The organism is Streptomyces sp. NPDC005483, from assembly GCF_040606035.1.
In the GTDB taxonomy this organism is placed as follows: Bacteria; Actinomycetota; Actinomycetes; order Streptomycetales; family Streptomycetaceae; genus Streptomyces.
Map to the genome: position 1 here is coordinate 94,469 of NZ_JBEXEA010000023.1, position 16,434 is coordinate 110,902.

Genomic DNA, 16,434 nt, shown 5'->3' on the forward strand with positions numbered 1-16,434 from the left:
TATCAAGATCGCTTGACCGGGAGTCAGTTTGGCCGGTCGGCGGGCCGGCCCTCGGTGGGAGCCGTGGACCCACGGGCCCGTGGACCCACCGGTTCTCGGCCGACCAGGGCCTTCGCTCCGGCGCGCACCCGGTCCGCCCGGCCCCGGTCCGGGATCAGGCCGGCATCGCCAGTGCCTCCTCGGCGTCGTACCCGTAGATCCAGCCATTGCCCACCAGCGGGTCGGCGTCGGCGAGCGCCGCGTCGCGGGCCTGCTGTTCGGGGCCGTCGGGCAGGTGGTTGACGTCCCGGCGGGCGTGGCTCAGGTGCTGGAGCCGGGTGGTGCGGGCAAGGCGCGCGCACTCGTAGCGTCTCAGGGCGCGCCGGGGGTCGTCGGGGGAGTCGGCCAGGCAGCGGGCCAGTACGGCGGCGTCCTCGACGGCCTGGGCCGCGCCCTGCGCGAAGAACGGGAACATCGGGTGGGCGGCATCGCCGAGCAGCGTGATCCCGCCCCGGCTCCACCGTCGCAGCGGCGCCCGGTCCAGCAGCGCCCAGCGTCCGGGCGTACCGCCGGACGCGATCAGGTCCCTCACCCGAGGGTCCCAGTCGGCGAACTCGGCCCGGAACTCCTCGACGGAGGCCGTCGCGCTCCAGGACTCGTCGGTGTGGTCACCGGCCGGGGCGATGGCGACGACGTTGACGGCTTCGCCCCCGGCGATCGGGTAGTGCACGAAGTGCCGTCCGGGTCCCAGCCAGATGGTGTGGGCGGGCCGCCGCGCGAACTCCGGCGCGGCCGCGGCGGGTACCAGGGTGCGGAAGGCGCAGAGTCCGGAGCGCTCCGGTGCGGTGGGCTCGGTGACCGCGCCGCGCACGACCGAGTGCACCCCGTCGGCGCCGATCACGACATCGGCCTCGACGACGCTGCCGTCGGCGAAGCCGAGCAGTGCATCGCCCCGAGCGCTCTCGTCGACCGAGGTGCACCGGGCGCCCAGCCGGATCCACTCGCCCGGCACGGCGGACCTGAGGGTGTCGAGCAGATCGGCGCGGTGGACGACGTAGGTCCGCTCACCGTAGAGCCGCTCGCAGACGCCGGTGAGCTTCTCCACCGAGAGCACCGACCCGTCCGCCCAGCGCCGCAACTCCCAGCCCCGGTCCAGTGCCACGGCCCGGCGCAGGAACCGCTCCATCACACCCAGGCGACGCAGCAGCCGTACGGCATTGGGGGCCGCCATCAGGCCGGCGCCGACCTCGGCGAGTTCGGGCGCCTGCTCGTGGACCGTGGCCGTCAGCCCCGCGCGCCGCAGGAAACCGGCGGCGGCCAGACCGCCGATGCCACCGCCGACGACGGCGATCCGCGGACCGTGCGCGAGGGCGGGCATCCGTCCACTGTAGGCGGCACGCGGCCCGTCCGCAGCGTGGTGAACAAGGGGCCAACTTCCTGTGTGCGAACAGGATTCACGGCTGACGGGAACCATGTCGGGTAATGTTCAAGTAAAGCAACGGTCAAAAGGGCTGGGAGGCAATGGTGTTCGATCTGCGGACCGAGGCCGAGATGAGGCTGTACTCGGACAGGGTGGCGAGGGATCTCGCCGCGCGAAAGGAGCGCGAGGAGGGCGGTGAGGAGGGTGGCGAGGAGCAGGCGGTCGCTGCCGCGAACGTCGCCACCGAGGGGGAGCGGTACGCCTGAGCCGCTCGGAGGGTGCGGCCATTCGGGCGTCCTCCTGTGCTTCTCCTCACTCCGACCCCCACAATTTTACTAGGACGTCCTACTATTTTCTCAGCTCGCGTTCTTCGACGTGTCCTGGGAAGGCTCCGCCATGAGCGATCTGCATCGCCCTGTCCACCCCGTCCGCCTGGTCACCGCCTCGGCGCTGTTCGACGGGCATGACGCCTCGATCAACATCATGCGGCGGATCTTCCAGTCGCAGGGCGCCGAGGTCATCCACCTCGGCCACAACCGGTCGGTGCGGGAGGTCGTGGACGCGGCTCTGGAGGAGGACGCGCACGGCGTGGCGGTCTCGTCCTATCAGGGCGGACATGTCGAGTACTTCGAGTACCTGGTCGCCTCGCTCCGGAAGCAGGGCGCTGAACACATCCGGGTGGTGGGCGGCGGTGGCGGAGTGATCGTGCCGGAGGAGATCGCCCGGCTCCGCGAGAGCGGGGTGACGATCTTCTCGCCCGAGGACGGCCAGAGACTGGGGCTCGCGGGGATGGTGAACACGGTCGTCAAGGACTGCGACTTCGACCTCTGGGACGGCAGGCCGGCCGATCTCACCGCGGTCCTGGCCTGCGACCGGTTCGCGGTCGCCCGCGCCCTGACCGGTGCCGAACTCGGCAAACTTCCCCCGGAGTTCCGGCGGGAGCTGCGGGCCACGGCGGCGACACGGCACGTGCCGGTGCTCGGCATCACCGGCACCGGCGGCTCCGGCAAGTCGTCGCTGACCGACGAACTGGTCCGCCGGTTCCGGGTCGACCAGCGGGACGCCCTGCGCATCGCTGTGATCGCGGTCGACCCGACCCGCCGCCGCGGTGGTGGTGCGCTGCTCGGCGACCGGATCCGGATGAACTCCCTCGACGGGAACCGGGTGTTCTTCCGCAGCCTCGCCACCCGCGGCAGCCGCGAACTGCCCGAGCACCTCTCCGACGTGATCGACGTCGTGAAGGCCGCCGGGTTCGACCTGGTGATCGTGGAGACGCCGGGCATCGGCCAGGGCGACGCGGCGATCGTGCCGTTCGTCGACGCCTCGCTGTATGTCATGACGCCCGAGTTCGGCGCGGCCTCGCAGCTGGAGAAGATCGACATGCTCGACTTCGCCGACGTCGTGGCGATCAACAAATTCGAGCGGCGCGGCGCCAAGGACGCCCTGCGGGACGTGGGCCGCCAACTGGTCCGCAACCGCGAGGCGTTCGGCAAGCGGCCCGAGGACATGCCGGTGTACGGCACCTCGGCGGCCACCTTCAACGACGACGGCGTCACCGCGCTCCACCAGCACCTCACCTCCCTCCTCGCCGACAAGGGGCTGCCGCTGCCCGAGGGCGCGCTGGCGCGGGTCGACGTCCGTCACTCCTCCGGCATCCGGCAGGTGGTTCCGCCGGACCGGGTGCGCTACCTCGCCGAGATCACCGAGACCGTACGCGGCTACCACGCCGACACCGAGCAACTGGCCGAGGCCGCCCGGCGGGTGCAGCGGCTGGAGCTGGTCGGGACCGAGCTCGCCGAAGCCGGCTCCGACGCCGCGAACGTCCACGCGCTGCTGGAGGACGCCCGCACGCGCCTCCCGCACGACATCGTGCGGCAGATCGAGACATGGCCCTCCGTCATCGCCTCCTACTCCGGCGACGAGCAGGTCGTGAAGGTCCGGGACCGCGAGATCCGCACCAAACTGACCCGCGAGTCCCTGTCGGGCAACAAGATCCCCCGCGTCGCCCTGCCCCGCTTCACCGACCACGGCGAACTGGTCCGGTTCTGGCGGGCGGAGAACCTGCCCGGCCACTTCCCGTTCACGGCCGGGGTGTTCCCCTTCAAGCGCGACGGCGAGGACCCGGCCCGCATGTTCGCCGGCGAGGGCGACCCGTTCCGCACCAACCGCCGTTTCAAACTGTTGTCCGAGGGCCAGCCGGCGACCCGCCTGTCCACCGCGTTCGACTCGGTGACGTTGTACGGCCGCGACCCCGACGAGCGCCCCGACATCTACGGCAAGGTCGGCACCTCCGGCGTCTCGGTGGCCACCCTGGAGGACATGAAGGCGCTCTACGACGGCTTCGACCTGGTGGCGCCGACGACCTCCGTCTCCATGACGATCAACGGCCCGGCACCGGCGGTACTGGCGTTCTTCCTCAACACCGCGATTGAGCAGCAGACCGAGCGCTTCCGCGCCGAGGAGGGTCGTGCCCCGTCCCCCGAGGAGGCGGCCGACCTGCGTGCCCACGCGCTGGCGAACGTGCGCGGCACCGTGCAGGCCGACATCCTCAAGGAGGACCAGGGCCAGAACACCTGCCTGTTCTCCACCGAGTTCAGCCTGCGGATGATGGCCGACATCCAGGAGTGGTTCATCGCCCACAAGGTCCGCAACTTCTACTCGGTTTCCATCTCCGGCTACCACATCGCCGAAGCCGGTGCGAACCCCATCAGCCAGCTCGCCTTCACCCTCGCCAACGGCTTCACCTACGTCGAGGCATACCTCGCCCGCGGCATGCGCGTCGACGACTTCGCCCCGAACTTGTCGTTCTTCTTCTCCAACGGCATGGACCCCGAGTACTCGGTCCTGGGCCGGGTCGCCCGCCGCATCTGGGCCGTCGCCATGAAGGAGAAGTACGGCGCCGGGGAGCGCAGCCAGAAGCTGAAGTACCACGTCCAGACCTCCGGACGCTCCCTGCACGCCCAGGAGATGGACTTCAACGACATCCGCACCACGCTCCAGGCGCTCATCGCCATCTACGACAACTGCAACAGCCTGCACACCAACGCCTACGACGAGGCCGTCACCACCCCCACCGAGGAGTCCGTACGCCGGGCGCTGGCCATCCAGCTGATCATCAACCGGGAGTGGGGCCTGGCGATGAACGAGAACCCCCTGCAGGGCTCGTTCATCATCGACGAACTCACCGACCTGGTCGAGGAAGCCGTCCTCCAGGAGTTCGAGCGGATCAGCGAACGCGGTGGTGTGCTCGGCGCGATGGAGACCGGCTACCAGCGCGGCCGTATCCAGGACGAGTCGATGCTCTACGAGCAGCGCAAGCACGACGGCTCCCTGCCCCTCATCGGCGTCAACACCTTCCGCAACCCCCACGCCGACACCGCCGAGCCGGGCGTCGTCGAACTGGCCCGCGCCACCGAGGAGGAGAAGCAGTCCCAGCTGGAGCGCGTACGGGACTTCCACGCCCGCAACCACGACCAGGCCCAGATCGCCCTGGACGCCCTCAAGGACGCGGCGGTACGCGGCGAGAACGTGTTCGCCGTCCTCATGGACGCCACCCGCGTCTGCTCCCTCCAGCAGATCACCGAGGCATTCTTCGAGGTCGGCGGCCAGTACCGGCGCAACGTCTGACCACGGGCCGTCCGCCGCGCGGGTCGGCTTCCAGGTGCACTTCGTCGACCCTGGCCCCACTGGCGGCCGGGGTCGTCCGGCAGGATGCGGTGAGGTACAGCCCCGTCGTCGGAGCGGGCAGCCCGCTCGACCCGCCCGGCCACGCGGCCGATCCTCGGCGGTGACGAGACGGCCCGGCTGTCCAGGTCTTCGAGGACCCCGCCCTGCTCCGCCTCGACCGCACCCCCGACAAGCACCACCTTCGCCCACGGCCCGCACTTGTGCCTGGCCACCCACCTGGCCCGCGCCGAGATCGGAGCCGTGCTGGAGGGCCTGCGCGACAGTTCGTCGCCGCTGACCCTCAAGTGAGGGTCACGCGATGTTTCCGCAACGCGGGGCGGAGCAGGAGGAGGGCGAGTGCCGCCACGACGGTCAGGGCACCGCCGCCCGTCACGGTCCACGTGACACCGAGGGCGGCGCCGACCGTGCCGTGCAGGAGGTCGCCCAGCCGGGGTCCTCCGACGGCCACCACCGTGTCGATCCCCTGGAGCCGGCCGCGCATCCCGTCCGGAACGGCCGTCTGCAGCACCGTCTTCCGGAAGACACCCAGCGCGAGGAGCGCACCACCGGCCACCAGCAGCCACGCCACGGCGGACGCCAGTGAGCGGGCCAGCCCGAACCCCGCGATCGCCATGCCCCACCCGCCGACCGACACCGCCACCGCGACACCGTGGCGGCGGACGCGGGTGAAGGTCCCGGAGAACAACCCCGCCAACACGCCACCGGCCGAGACGGCGGCGTACAACACCCCGATGTCCGAAGGGCGGAAGGTCTCCGCCGCCAGCTGCGGCAAGAGCGCCGTGGGCAGGCCGAGGGAGAGGGCGGTGAAGTCGCAGAGATAGACCGTGAGCAGAATCTGATGTCGCGTCACGAACCGTACGCCGTCCGTGATCTGCCGTGTCATCGAGGCCCGTCGTGGCTCACCGCCGCAGACCGGAGGAAGATCCGGCAGCCGCCACACCGCCCACACCGTCGCGCAGACGGCGACGGCGTCCGCCAGGTACAGCGTCCGGCTCCCCACGACCGGCAGCAGAAAACCGGCGAGCAGTGGTCCCGCGATCCCCGCCGACAGGAGGACCACCGACTGGAGCGCGTTGGCGGCCGGAAGCAGCTCGGGCGGCACGAGACGGGGTGTCACGGCCCTGCTCACCGTGGAGTTGGCGCCGAACAGGGCCTGCTGGATGCCCACCAGCACGAGCAGCACACCGATCGACCGGAGCTCCGCCCATGCCTGCGCCCACAGCAGCAGCGACGTCACGCCGATGCCGACCGTGGTCGTCAGCAGCACCCGTCGCCGGTCCCGTACGTCGGCGAGCGCCCCGCCCCAGAGCGCCGCCGCGGCCATCGGGGCGAGGCCCACGAGCCCCGCCAGACCGACGAAGGCCGACGAACCGGAGAACTCGTAGATCTGCAACGGCACGACGACCGCGGTGAGTTGGGCCCCGAGGGCGGTCACGATCCCGGCCGCCCACAACCGCCGGAACTCGCCCGACCGCAGGGGCCCCATGTCGACCAGCAGCCGTATGCGTCGCTTCATGGTGCGATGCTGCGGGCTTCCCTTGGGGCAAGGTCAACCGACGTGGGCGACCAGGACGATCACAAACGTCCTCCCCGTTCCTCGTGCGTAACGTGACGCGGAGGCGCGGCCGTGCTCCCTCTCACCACCAGGCTGGTCGGCACCAGGTCGGTCCCCGGCTGCCCGCCCTCACCCGCGCGGATCTGCTGCAGCACCTTCTGGACACAGCGATATCCCACCTCCGCGAAGTCCTGGTGGACGGTCGTGAGCGGCGGCACGAAGAACGCCGCGTCCGGAATGTCGTCGAAACCGACCACGCTGACGTCGTACGGCACGGACAGCCCCCGCTCGTGGAACGCCCGCAACAGCCCCAGCGCCATCTGGTCGTTGGCGGCGAACACGGCCGTGCAGTCCGGTGGTTCGGCGAGCACCAGCCCGGCCGCGTAACCGGACTCGGCCGACCAGTCCCCGTACAGCGCGGGCGGCACCGGCCGTCCGGCCTCCCGGAGCACCGCACGCCAGGCCTGGGTCCGTCGCTGCCCCGCGAAGGACGCCTGCGGACCGGTCACGTGCCACACGGTCCGATGGCCCAGGTCGAGCAGATGCCGTACGGCCTTCCGGGCGCCGTCCGCCTGATCGGTGTCGACCACGCTGTAGCGGTCGCCGGCGTCGGAGTCCACCACGACGACATGCACCCCGGGCGGCAGCTGGACCGTCCCGGTGTCGAGGAGATGGATCTCCATGATGACGATGACCGCGTCGACGGCCAGCTCGCCCATGCGCGTGAAGGCGCCCAGCACGTTGTCCTGCGTCGGGACGTCGATGGGGATCAGAGTGATCGCGTAGCCCTCGGCCGCCGCGTGCGTGGCGATCGCCTCCACCGTCCGGCTGTTGCCGGTCGAGGACAGGCTGAACAGGATCACGCCGATGGTGTTGAACTGGCCGTACCGCAGCGCCCGCGCGGCACTGTTGGGTCGGTACCCCAGCTCCCGCATCGCCGCCAGGACCTGCTCGCGGGTGGACGTGATCACCCCGGGGTGACCGTTGGAGACCCGCGAGACCGTCTGTGAGGAGACGCCCGCGAGCTTGGCCACGTCGGCCATGGACACGCGCTGCTTGCGCCGGCCTCCGGGGACACCGGAACCTCCCCGCTCCACCACTGCTGCCTCCTCCGTTCGCACACGAAACTGTTGCATGTCGCACCGGATGTTACGTGTGGGAAACCTTGACGGTCGCCTGGGCGGATGCCACGATTCCGGCGCCGTCATGTTTACGTAAACATGCTGTCATTCCGAAAGGGTTTGGTCGATGCGCAAGACCCCCGTCAGCACCCGTCGCGCCCCCAGGCTGCGTGCCTCGCTCGTCGCCGTCGCGATCGCCGCGATCAGCGGCGCCACCCTCACCGGCAGCCCCGCCTCCGCCGCCGCGCCGACCACTGACACGACCCAGTTCAAGGGCGTCAACTGGGCGGACCCGCGTGACAACTTCGCGGACGACGAACTCCAGCTGTCGGGCCTGTCGACCTCCGACACCTACGCGCAGACGTACACCAAGGCGACCCGCATCATCGCGGCATTCCGCGCGAACCTCGGCGCCAACACCGTGCGGCTGCCGATCAACCCGTACACCGTCAACGGCTCCTACTGGAAGTCGTACCGGGGCGTCATAGACGCCGCGACGGCCCAGGGCTTCAAGGTCATCGTGTCCTACTGGGAGGGTACGGGGGACCGCAAGGACGGCTTCATCGACGACGAGGCCACCTACTGGCCGATGTGGAACACCGTCGTCAAGGCGTACAAGGGCAACTCCCGGGTCTACTTCGAGCCGATGAACGAGCCGCACGGCTACACCGACGCCCAGTGGGCCGACATCGCCGCGAAGTGGCTGGACACCTACAAGTCGGTGCCGCGCAACCGCGTCTTCGTCAGCGGCGCCGGCTACAACGACCACGTCACCACGGTGTGCGCCGACCCGCGCCTGAAGGGCACCTACCTGTCGCTGCACCACTACGGCTTCTGGAAGTCGTACGCCACCTACGACGAGTGGGTGGCCGACCTGAAGGTACGCATCGGTGACTGCGCCAACCGGACCGTGGCGGACGAGTTCGGTGCCCCGATGACCACGGGCCTGAACTACAACGTGAAGACCCCGGACGACAACTACGTCAACTTCATCCAGGCCGTCACCGACACCTTCCGCGAGCTCAAGATGGGCTCGGTGTACTGGCCGGGCCTGCGCACCGACGACATCTACTCGGTGCAGAAGCTCGTCGGCCCGGCCAACCGGCCGTGGCTGGAGACCACCAACCAGTCCGGCGCCGACCGCCTCGCCTGGGCCTGGGGTCGCGGCAAACCCGTCAAGGGCTGACCCGTTCCCCGGCCGGTCGCGGTGCCTTCAGGCGCCGCGGCCGGCCGGCTCTTGTGCCGGCTGTTCGGACATGGCCGACTCGCGCCCTTCTCAGGCCCCCTTGAGCTGCCCAGACTTCTGGGAAGGAGCGCAGGGGGGGAGGCTGCCGTGGCCAGGCGTCGACGGGGTGCGGCCGCTCGCAGACGGCGGGCGCTGAGGATCAGGTGGGGCGCGGGAGGCGGCGCGGTGGCGCTGGTCCTCCTGGTGATGTTCTGGGCGAGCGTGTGGCCGTATCTGTTGGGTTTCCTGCTGGTCGGTGTCGCCGTGGGGACCGGCTGGCGGCTGTGGCGGACGGACCGGCTGCTGCGCGGCCGTGACCGCCGCTGGCGCCAGGAGGACGCCGTGGAGGCGGGCCGGCGGACCCTCGCCGAGGTGGACGTCATGACGGGCACCGAGTTCGAGGAACTGGTCGCGGGGCTGTGCCGGCGGGACGGATGCACGCAGGTCCGTCGGGTGGGCGGTGCGGGCGACAACGGCGCCGACGTCCTCGGACGGCTGCCGGACGGCCGGACGATGGTCGTCCAGTGCAAACGGTACGCACCGAGCAGAGCGATCCCGAACCGCGAGCTGCGCGATCTGCTGGGCGCCCGGGTGCACTTCCGGGCCGACGTGGCCGTCTTTGTGACCACCTCACGCTTCACCGGCCCCTCGCAGAAGTTCGCACTCCAGCACGACATCCTCGCCGTACACCGCGACCTCCTCGGCCTCTGGAACAGCGGAGCCTCCCTCATGTCACTGCCCGGCGTGAACGGCCGGGGGCAGGGAGACGCCCGGCACAGGGCCCGCTGGAAGCAGGCGTACGGCGGTTAGGGCGGGCCTCGGTTGTGCGCTCTCGGAGGTCGTCGCGCGGACATCGAGGGCACCGAACGGCGCCCTCACCCCTGGAACTTGCGAGCGGAAACCGATCAGGCCGACTTGGCCTCCCATTCGGGGCGCGGTGCGGCAAAGGTCGTACGGACGCCGCTCGGCCGCCGGAGTCACCGTGGAGTCCATGCCCAGGTGACGTTCGACCACGCCTCGCGGCCGGCCCGTCCGGCGACCTCCCGGAGCACCGCGTCGAACGGTTCCTCCCCCCAGGCCGCCAGTCGGCGTTCCAAGGAGACCCAGGTCACATTCATCCGTGTCACAAACCGCCGGGCCATTCAGTCATAGGTGTGTAGCCATCGACCACGGCAGAAGGAGCACACCATGGAAGCCCGACTCGACGTCTTCGCCAGCCCGCTGGCCGGCAAGCTGCTCAAGCACTTCGCCTCCGCGGGCAAGGTGGTCACGGACTCGGGGCTGCCGATGACGACCCAGGAACTGGTGAAGATCCGCGCGAGCCAGATCAACGGCTGCGGGTTCTGCCTCGACATGCACACCAAGGAGGCCGCCGCCGCGGGCGAGACCGCGCAGCGCCTGCACATGGTCGCCGCGTGGCGTGAGGCCAAGGTCTTCACCGAGGCCGAGCGCGCCGCGCTGGAACTGACGGAGCAGGGCACCCGCCTCGCCGACGGGGCCGGAGTCCCGGACGAGGTCTGGGAGAACGCGGCCAAGCACTACGACGAGGAGCAGCTCCTCGCCCTGGTCTCCCTGATCGCCGTCATCAACGCCTTCAACCGGCTGAACGTCATGACCCAGCAGCCGGCCGGCGACTACGTGGTCGGTCAGTTCGGCTGAGGCCGAGCTGACCGGCCGGTGCGGCCGGCCCGGGGGCTGCAGACCCCAGGCCCTCAGCCGGCCAGCGGGTGGTGACAGGCAACCTGGCGGCCGGAGGCCGTCGCCGTGAGCCTCGGACGTTCCACCGCACACAACGCCTGGGCATACGGGCACCGCGTGCGGAACGGGCACCCCGTCGGCTTGTCCGCCGGGCTCGGCACCTCACCTGTCAGCACGATCCGCTCCCGCGGCCCCCCGTCCGCGAGCGTCCCGTCGTCGATGTCCGGGACGGCCGACAGCAGGGCCTGGGTGTACGGATGGGCCGGGTGCGAGTACAACGCCTCCGTTCCGGCGAGTTCGACGATCTCACCGAGATACATGACGGCGATCCGGTCCGACACATGACGGACCACACCGAGATCGTGCGCGATGAAGACATAGGTCAGCCCGAACTCCTCCTGGAGATCGGCGAAGAGGTTCAGCACCTGCGCCTGGATCGACACGTCGAGCGCGGACACCGGTTCGTCGGCCACGATCAGCTTCGGATTCGTCGCCAAGGCCCGTGCGATGCCGATGCGTTGACGCTGACCGCCGGAGAACTCGTGCGGATACCGGTCCAGATGGGCCGCCGCCAGTCCTACGACGTCGAAGAGCTCCCCGACCCTGCGGCGGACCGCGGCCGCGTCGCCGTACCGGTGCACGAGCAGCGGTTCGGCCACGATGTCCCCGGCGCGGCGGCGGGGGTTGAGCGAGGCGTGCGGGTCCTGGAAGACCAGCTGCATGCCCGGCCGCACCGGACGCAGCCGTCGCGTGGACAGCGTCGAGATGTCCTGCCCGTCGAACTCGACGCGCCCGCCGGTGAGTTCGGTGAGCCGGACCAGACAGCGGCCCAGCGTGGACTTGCCGCAGCCGGACTCCCCGACGACGCCGAGGGTCTCGCCGCCGCGCACCTCCAGGGAGACCCCGTCGACCGCACGGAGGACCTGACGCCTCCCGCGCACGGGGTAGTGCTTGGTGACGTCAGTGGCGCGCAGCAGTACCCCGCCGGGGGGTGCCGGCACGTCCACCGTCACGCTCTCCTGTGCCGTCACGACGACGCCTCCGTGTTCGTGTCTCCCGCGGACGTCAGCCGCAGTCCCGCACGGTCGTCCGGCGGCAGCCGGCACGCGTCCAGATGTGCGGGGTCGCCACCGCCCGCGGCGAGTGCCGGCCGTTCCTCGCACCGCTCGTGCCGCAGCCGGCAGCGCGGCGCGAACGCGCAGCCCTCCGGTACCGCGCCCGGCGAGACGGGCGTACCGGTGATGGTGGGCAGCCGCCGCAGCCGGACCCCGCCCACCCGGGGCACCGAGTCGAGCAGCCCCCAGGTGTACGGGTGTCGCGGACCGTGGAACACCGCCCGCCGCGGGCCCTCCTCCGCCGCCCGGCCGCCGTACATGACGAGGACCCGGTCGGCGATCTGGGAGACCACGCCCATGTCGTGGGTGATGAGCACCATCGCGGAACCCTGTCGGTTGAGCTCCCGCATCAGATCGAGGATCTGCGCCTGGACCGTGACGTCCAGCGCCGTCGTCGGCTCGTCGGCGATCAGCAGCGAGGGGCTGCAGGAGAGCGCCATCGCGATGACCGCGCGCTGGCGCATCCCGCCGGAGAACTCGTGCGGATAGGCGTTCCCCCGCGAGGCCGCGTCCGGGATACCGACGTCGGAGAGCAACCGCACGGCACGGGCCCGCGCTTCCTTGCGGGAGACTTGTTCGTGCGCCCGGATCGCCTCGGCGATCTGCCAGCCCACGGTGTAGACGGGAGTCAGCGCGGTCATCGGGTCCTGGAAGACCATCGCGATCTCCCTGCCGCGTACCGCGCGCATCTCGTTGTCGGGCAGGGTGAGCAAGTCGCGCCCCCGGAAGAGGACTTCACCCGACACGCTCACGTTCGGGTTGGTGAGCAGCCGCAGCACGGCCAGCATCGACACACTCTTGCCGGAGCCCGACTCTCCCACCACGCCCAGGACCTCACCGGGGGCGACGGAGAAGGAGAGGCCGTCGACGGCGGTGACGAGGCCCTGGCGGGTACGGAACCGCACGCTCAGGTCACGTACGTCCAGCAGGGGTTCAGGCATGGCGGGCCCTCGGGTCGAGTCGTGCGTACAGGATGTCCACCAGGGCGTTGGCGAGGACGACGAAGAACGCCGCGTACAGCACTGTGCCCATGATCACGGGCAGGTCCAGGTTCTGCAGGGCATCGAAGGTGAGCTTGCCGATGCCGGGCAGGCCGAAGACCACCTCGGTGAGGAGCGCGGCCCCGCCCACCAGCGCCCCGAAGTCCAGGCCGAACAGCGACACGATCGGGATCAGCGAACAGCGCAGGGCGTGCCGGAGCAGGATCCGCCGCTCGGACAGGCCCTTGGCGCGGGCCGTACGGACGTAGTCCTCGTTCAGCGCGGTGACGACCTCCCCGCGCAGCAGCCGGGCGTAGATCCCGGCGTACAGGAGGGCCAGGGTCAGCCAGGGGAAGAGCATGTGCAGCGCCCACTGGCCGGGGTCCTCGCCGAGGCCGATGTAGCCGGGCGGGGGCACCCAGGAGAACAGTGAGTCGTGCAGCTGCTTCTGGGTGAGGAGGTTGACGACCTCGCCGAGCCAGTAGGCCGGAAGGGAGACACCGACCACGCCCACCAGCATGATCAGCGGGTCGGCGGCCCTGCCGCGCAGGGTCGCGGCGGCCGTGCCCATGAGGATGCCCGCCGTCATCCAGATCAGGGCCGCGCCGATGACCAGGGACAGGGTCACGGGGGTGGCCTGGAGGATCTGCGGGATGACCCGGGAGCCGCGGTTGACGAACGACTCCAGGTCCCGGTCGACCAGCAGGTGGCGCATCATCAGCAGATAGCGGATCGGCATCGGCCGGTCCAGGCCGAAGGAGTGCCGCACCTGGGCGAGCGTGGCCGGGTCGGCGTTGCGGCCGGCGATCCGGGCCGCCGGATCGACTCCCGGGGTGGCGAAGAAGATCAGGAACACCAGCACGCTGATCGCGAACATCACCAGCAGGGCCGAGCCGAAGCGTTTGAGGGCGAAGACGACCATGGTCACACCCCTCCGCGGAGCCGGGCGCTCGGGTCGAGCGCGTCGCGCACCCCGTCGCCGAGGACGTTGAGCGTGGCTGTGGTCAGAGCGATCAGCAGCCCGGGCGCGATCGTCACGGCGGGCCGGGTGTAGAGCAGCCCCAGGCCGTCCTCGATGATCGTGCCCCAGCTCGCGTCGGGCGGCTGGACGCCGACGGACAGGAAGGACAGGGCCGACTCGGTCAGCATGGCCAGCGCGGTCATCAACGGGACGAACACGATCGCCGTCGGCACCACGTTGGGCAGCACCTCGCGGCGCAGGATCCGTGAGGTGGGTGCGCCGGAGCCGACGGCCGCCTGGATGTACTCCTTGTTCCGCAGCACCAGCACCTGACCGCGCAACGGCCGTGCGATGTACGGGACATAGATCGCCGCGATGATCGTGACGGGCAGCCAGAGACTTCCCGCGTCGACGGTGACCGGGCCCAGCCTGAGGCCGTTGGTGAGCAGCACCACCGAAAGGCAGATGGCCAGCAGATACACCGGGAACGCCCAGATCACGTCCAGGATCCGGGAGATGACGGCGTCCACGACCCCGCCCGCGTACCCGGCGACGACCCCCACGGCCGTACCGATGACGCAGGTGAGCAGCGCCGCCGTGAACCCGATGAACAGGCTCGTCCGGCCGCCGTAGAGCAGGCGTGCCATCACGTCCCGGCCCTGGTTGTCGGCGCCGAGGAAGTAGTGGGCGGGGTCCCAGGTCGGGCCGATCGGGGTGACGCCGAGGCCGAGGCCGGTGCTGCTCGGGGTGAGCACCGGCACCGCCCTTCCGCCCACGACCGTGGTGACGGAGACATGGGACTGGAACGGGTCGGTGTGGGCGATGTGGTCCGCGTAGAGCGGGGCGCACAGGCTCGCCAGCACGACGAGGAGCAGGACCGCGGCGGCGGCCAGCGCCGACCTGTTGCGCAGGAGGTCGCCGGCGGCGGTCCGCCAGGGGCCCGGCGAGCGCCGGACTCCTGGCACCAGGCTCACTTCACCCACAGCTGCCCGACCAGCATGTAGAACTGCTTGCTGAACCGGTAGTTCCCGACCCGCGTGGACGTGAAGTCGATCATCTTCGGGTTGATGAGAGGGACGACCGGGGATTCGCCCATGATCTCCTGGTCGACGGCCCCCCACTGCTTGTCGGCGCTGGCCTTGTCGGTCCCCGAGCTCTTCATCGCCGACTGCATCTTCGCGTCGACGCCCTTGTCGCAGAACCCGGAGATGTTGATGCTGGAGTCGCTGCCGGGGTGGTAACTCGCGCAGGACAGCAGCACGTTGAGGAAGTCGGAGGCCGCCGGATAGTCCTGGTACCAGGACGTCAGGGCCAGCTGCACCTTGTTCTTGGTGTTCTGGATGTAGGTGAACTGGATGTTCCCCGACAGCGGCTTGAGCGTGGCCTTGTACCCGAGCTGGGTGAGCAGGCTCTGCAGGTACTGCCCGATCGACTTGTTGACGTCGTCGTCCTGCGTGACGATGCCGACCTCCTGCCCCGCCGTACCGGACTGCTTCACCAGCGCCTTCGCCTTGGCGAGATCCGCTGCCTTCCAGGTCGTACCGCCGCCCTTGGTGTAGTCGCAGGAGTCGACGTGCCCGGGGAAGCCCGGTGGCAGGATCGTGCACGCGGGGGAGGCGAGATTGGTTCCGCCGTACAGCCGCACCACGGCGGAACGGTCGACGGCCCAGTTGATCGCCTGGCGCGCCAGCTTGTTGTCGAACGGGGCCATGTTGACGTTGAGCGTCGCGTACCAGAACGCCGTCAGCGGGTTCACGTGCGCCTGCGAGGCGTACTTGGTGCCGATCTCGTTGAGCCGGTCGGCGGGCGGGGCGTCGAACATCCAGTCCGCCTGGCCGTTCTCGACGGCGGTCACCTCGGACTCGACCGTCTGCCCGAAGGTGTAGTCGATGACGTCCGGATAGCCCTGCGGCTCGGCCTCCCGGGACCACTCCTTGAAGTGCGGGTTGCGCACCAGCTTCAGCGCCCGGTTGGGGTCGTACGATGCCGCCATGTACGGGCCGGTCGACGGCAGCGGCTTGGTCCCGGCGTCCTTCGTCGGCGAGTCCTTCGGTACGACGACGGCGTGCGGGACGGCCAGTTTGTACTCGAACTCAGGGTCCGCGGCGGTCAGGTTGACGGTGACCGTGTTCGTCTTGGCGTCGCCGATCACGCCCTTGGCCAGGGTGCACGACGCCGGCGTCCTGAGGCAGGCGTCGGCGCCGACGATGCCGTTGTAGAAGGTGCCCGCGGTGGGGCTGGAGACCTTGAAGATGCGCTGGAAGGACGCCACCACGTCGTCGGTGGTCAGTGCCTTGCCGTTGGAGAAGGTGACGCCCTTGCGCAGGGTGAAGGTGTAGGTCTTGCCGCCGTTGGTCACCTTCGGCAGGGCGGTGGCCAGGTCCGGCACGACGGTGAAGGACTCCTGCCCGCCGACCTTCTTGAAGGCCAGCAGCCCGTCGTACATCGACTGGAACAACTGCCAGTACTGGAGCGTGTAGTTGACCTGCGGGTCGAAGCTGCCCGCGGCCGCGTGGGCGACAAGCTTCAGCGTGCCGCCCTTGTGCTGGGCCTGGAAAGCGGTGGACCCGGAGGCGGAAGCGCTCGGGCCGGCGGAGGAGCCCGAGTCGGCGGAGGACGAACAGGCGGTCGCGGTGAGCGCGAGCGCGACGGTGGCGGCGGCGAGCGCGCCCCGTCCGGTGGTGCGGGACATG

The 16,434-nt window shown here is 70.2% G+C and carries 13 protein-coding genes; 5 read left to right on the top strand and 8 right to left on the bottom strand.

Annotated elements, in window-relative coordinates; genetic code table 11:
• Positions 1–154 precede the first annotated feature (154 nt).
• Positions 155–1,357 (bottom strand): FAD-dependent monooxygenase, encoded by a 1,203-nt coding sequence (locus tag ABZT06_RS35205; RefSeq protein WP_355750472.1) that lies wholly within the window; start codon positions 1,355–1,357, stop codon positions 155–157.
• Positions 1,358–1,500: 143 nt separating this feature from the next.
• Between ABZT06_RS35205 and ABZT06_RS35210 the strand changes: the two genes are divergently transcribed.
• Together ABZT06_RS35210 and icmF are read left to right on the top strand one after the other, a co-directional pair.
• Positions 1,501–1,665, top strand: a complete 165-nt coding sequence (locus ABZT06_RS35210) for a hypothetical protein (protein ID WP_355750475.1) — start codon at positions 1,501–1,503, stop codon at positions 1,663–1,665.
• Between the two features lie 130 nt (positions 1,666–1,795).
• Positions 1,796–5,026, top strand: coding sequence for a fused isobutyryl-CoA mutase/GTPase IcmF (icmF, locus tag ABZT06_RS35215; RefSeq protein WP_355750478.1), 3,231 nt, complete (start codon positions 1,796–1,798; stop codon positions 5,024–5,026).
• 340 nt (positions 5,027–5,366) lie between these two features.
• Here icmF and ABZT06_RS35220 read toward each other — a convergent pair whose 3' ends face one another.
• Together ABZT06_RS35220 and ABZT06_RS35225 are read right to left on the bottom strand one after the other, a co-directional pair.
• Entirely contained in the window at positions 5,367–6,602 is a 1,236-nt protein-coding gene (locus ABZT06_RS35220; protein ID WP_355750481.1) for an MFS transporter, read from the bottom strand.
• Positions 6,603–6,661: 59 nt separating this feature from the next.
• Entirely contained in the window at positions 6,662–7,741 is a 1,080-nt protein-coding gene (locus ABZT06_RS35225; RefSeq protein ID WP_355750484.1) for a LacI family DNA-binding transcriptional regulator, read from the bottom strand.
• A 148-nt stretch (positions 7,742–7,889) separates the two neighbouring features.
• Between ABZT06_RS35225 and ABZT06_RS35230 the strand changes: the two genes are divergently transcribed.
• The 3 genes from ABZT06_RS35230 (at position 7,890) to ABZT06_RS35240 (ending at position 10,646) form a co-directional block, all read left to right on the top strand.
• Positions 7,890–8,948 carry a cellulase family glycosylhydrolase gene (locus ABZT06_RS35230; RefSeq protein ID WP_355750487.1) on the top strand — a complete coding sequence of 353 codons (1,059 nt, stop codon included), beginning with the start codon at positions 7,890–7,892 and terminating at the stop codon, positions 8,946–8,948.
• A 147-nt stretch (positions 8,949–9,095) separates the two neighbouring features.
• Positions 9,096–9,797: a restriction endonuclease gene (locus ABZT06_RS35235; protein WP_355750490.1), complete on the top strand. Its 702-nt coding sequence runs from the start codon at positions 9,096–9,098 to the stop codon at positions 9,795–9,797.
• A 378-nt stretch (positions 9,798–10,175) separates the two neighbouring features.
• Positions 10,176–10,646: a carboxymuconolactone decarboxylase family protein gene (locus ABZT06_RS35240; protein WP_355750493.1), complete on the top strand. Its 471-nt coding sequence runs from the start codon at positions 10,176–10,178 to the stop codon at positions 10,644–10,646.
• 53 nt (positions 10,647–10,699) lie between these two features.
• Here the strand turns inward: ABZT06_RS35240 and ABZT06_RS35245 are convergent, their stop codons facing one another.
• From ABZT06_RS35245 to ABZT06_RS35265, 5 genes are read right to left on the bottom strand one after another with little or no spacing between them, the layout of a single operon-like run.
• Positions 10,700–11,716, bottom strand: coding sequence for an oligopeptide/dipeptide ABC transporter ATP-binding protein (locus ABZT06_RS35245; protein ID WP_355750496.1), 1,017 nt, complete (start codon positions 11,714–11,716; stop codon positions 10,700–10,702).
• The gene (locus tag ABZT06_RS35250) at positions 11,713–12,741 is read right to left on the bottom strand and encodes an ABC transporter ATP-binding protein (protein WP_355750499.1); all 1,029 of its coding nucleotides are present in this window, start codon (positions 12,739–12,741) and stop codon (positions 11,713–11,715) included. The genes ABZT06_RS35245 and ABZT06_RS35250 overlap by 4 nt, the downstream gene beginning before the upstream one ends.
• Positions 12,734–13,702: an ABC transporter permease gene (locus tag ABZT06_RS35255; RefSeq protein WP_355750502.1), complete on the bottom strand. Its 969-nt coding sequence runs from the start codon at positions 13,700–13,702 to the stop codon at positions 12,734–12,736. Before ABZT06_RS35255 ends, ABZT06_RS35250 begins: the two co-directional genes overlap by 8 nt.
• Positions 13,703–13,704: 2 nt before the next feature.
• On the bottom strand, positions 13,705–14,706 hold the full coding sequence (locus ABZT06_RS35260) for an ABC transporter permease (RefSeq protein ID WP_355750505.1): 1,002 nt from the start codon (positions 14,704–14,706) through the stop codon (positions 13,705–13,707).
• Between the two features lie 5 nt (positions 14,707–14,711).
• Positions 14,712–16,433, bottom strand: coding sequence for an ABC transporter substrate-binding protein (locus ABZT06_RS35265; RefSeq protein ID WP_355750507.1), 1,722 nt, complete (start codon positions 16,431–16,433; stop codon positions 14,712–14,714).
• Position 16,434: the final 1 nt, after the last annotated feature.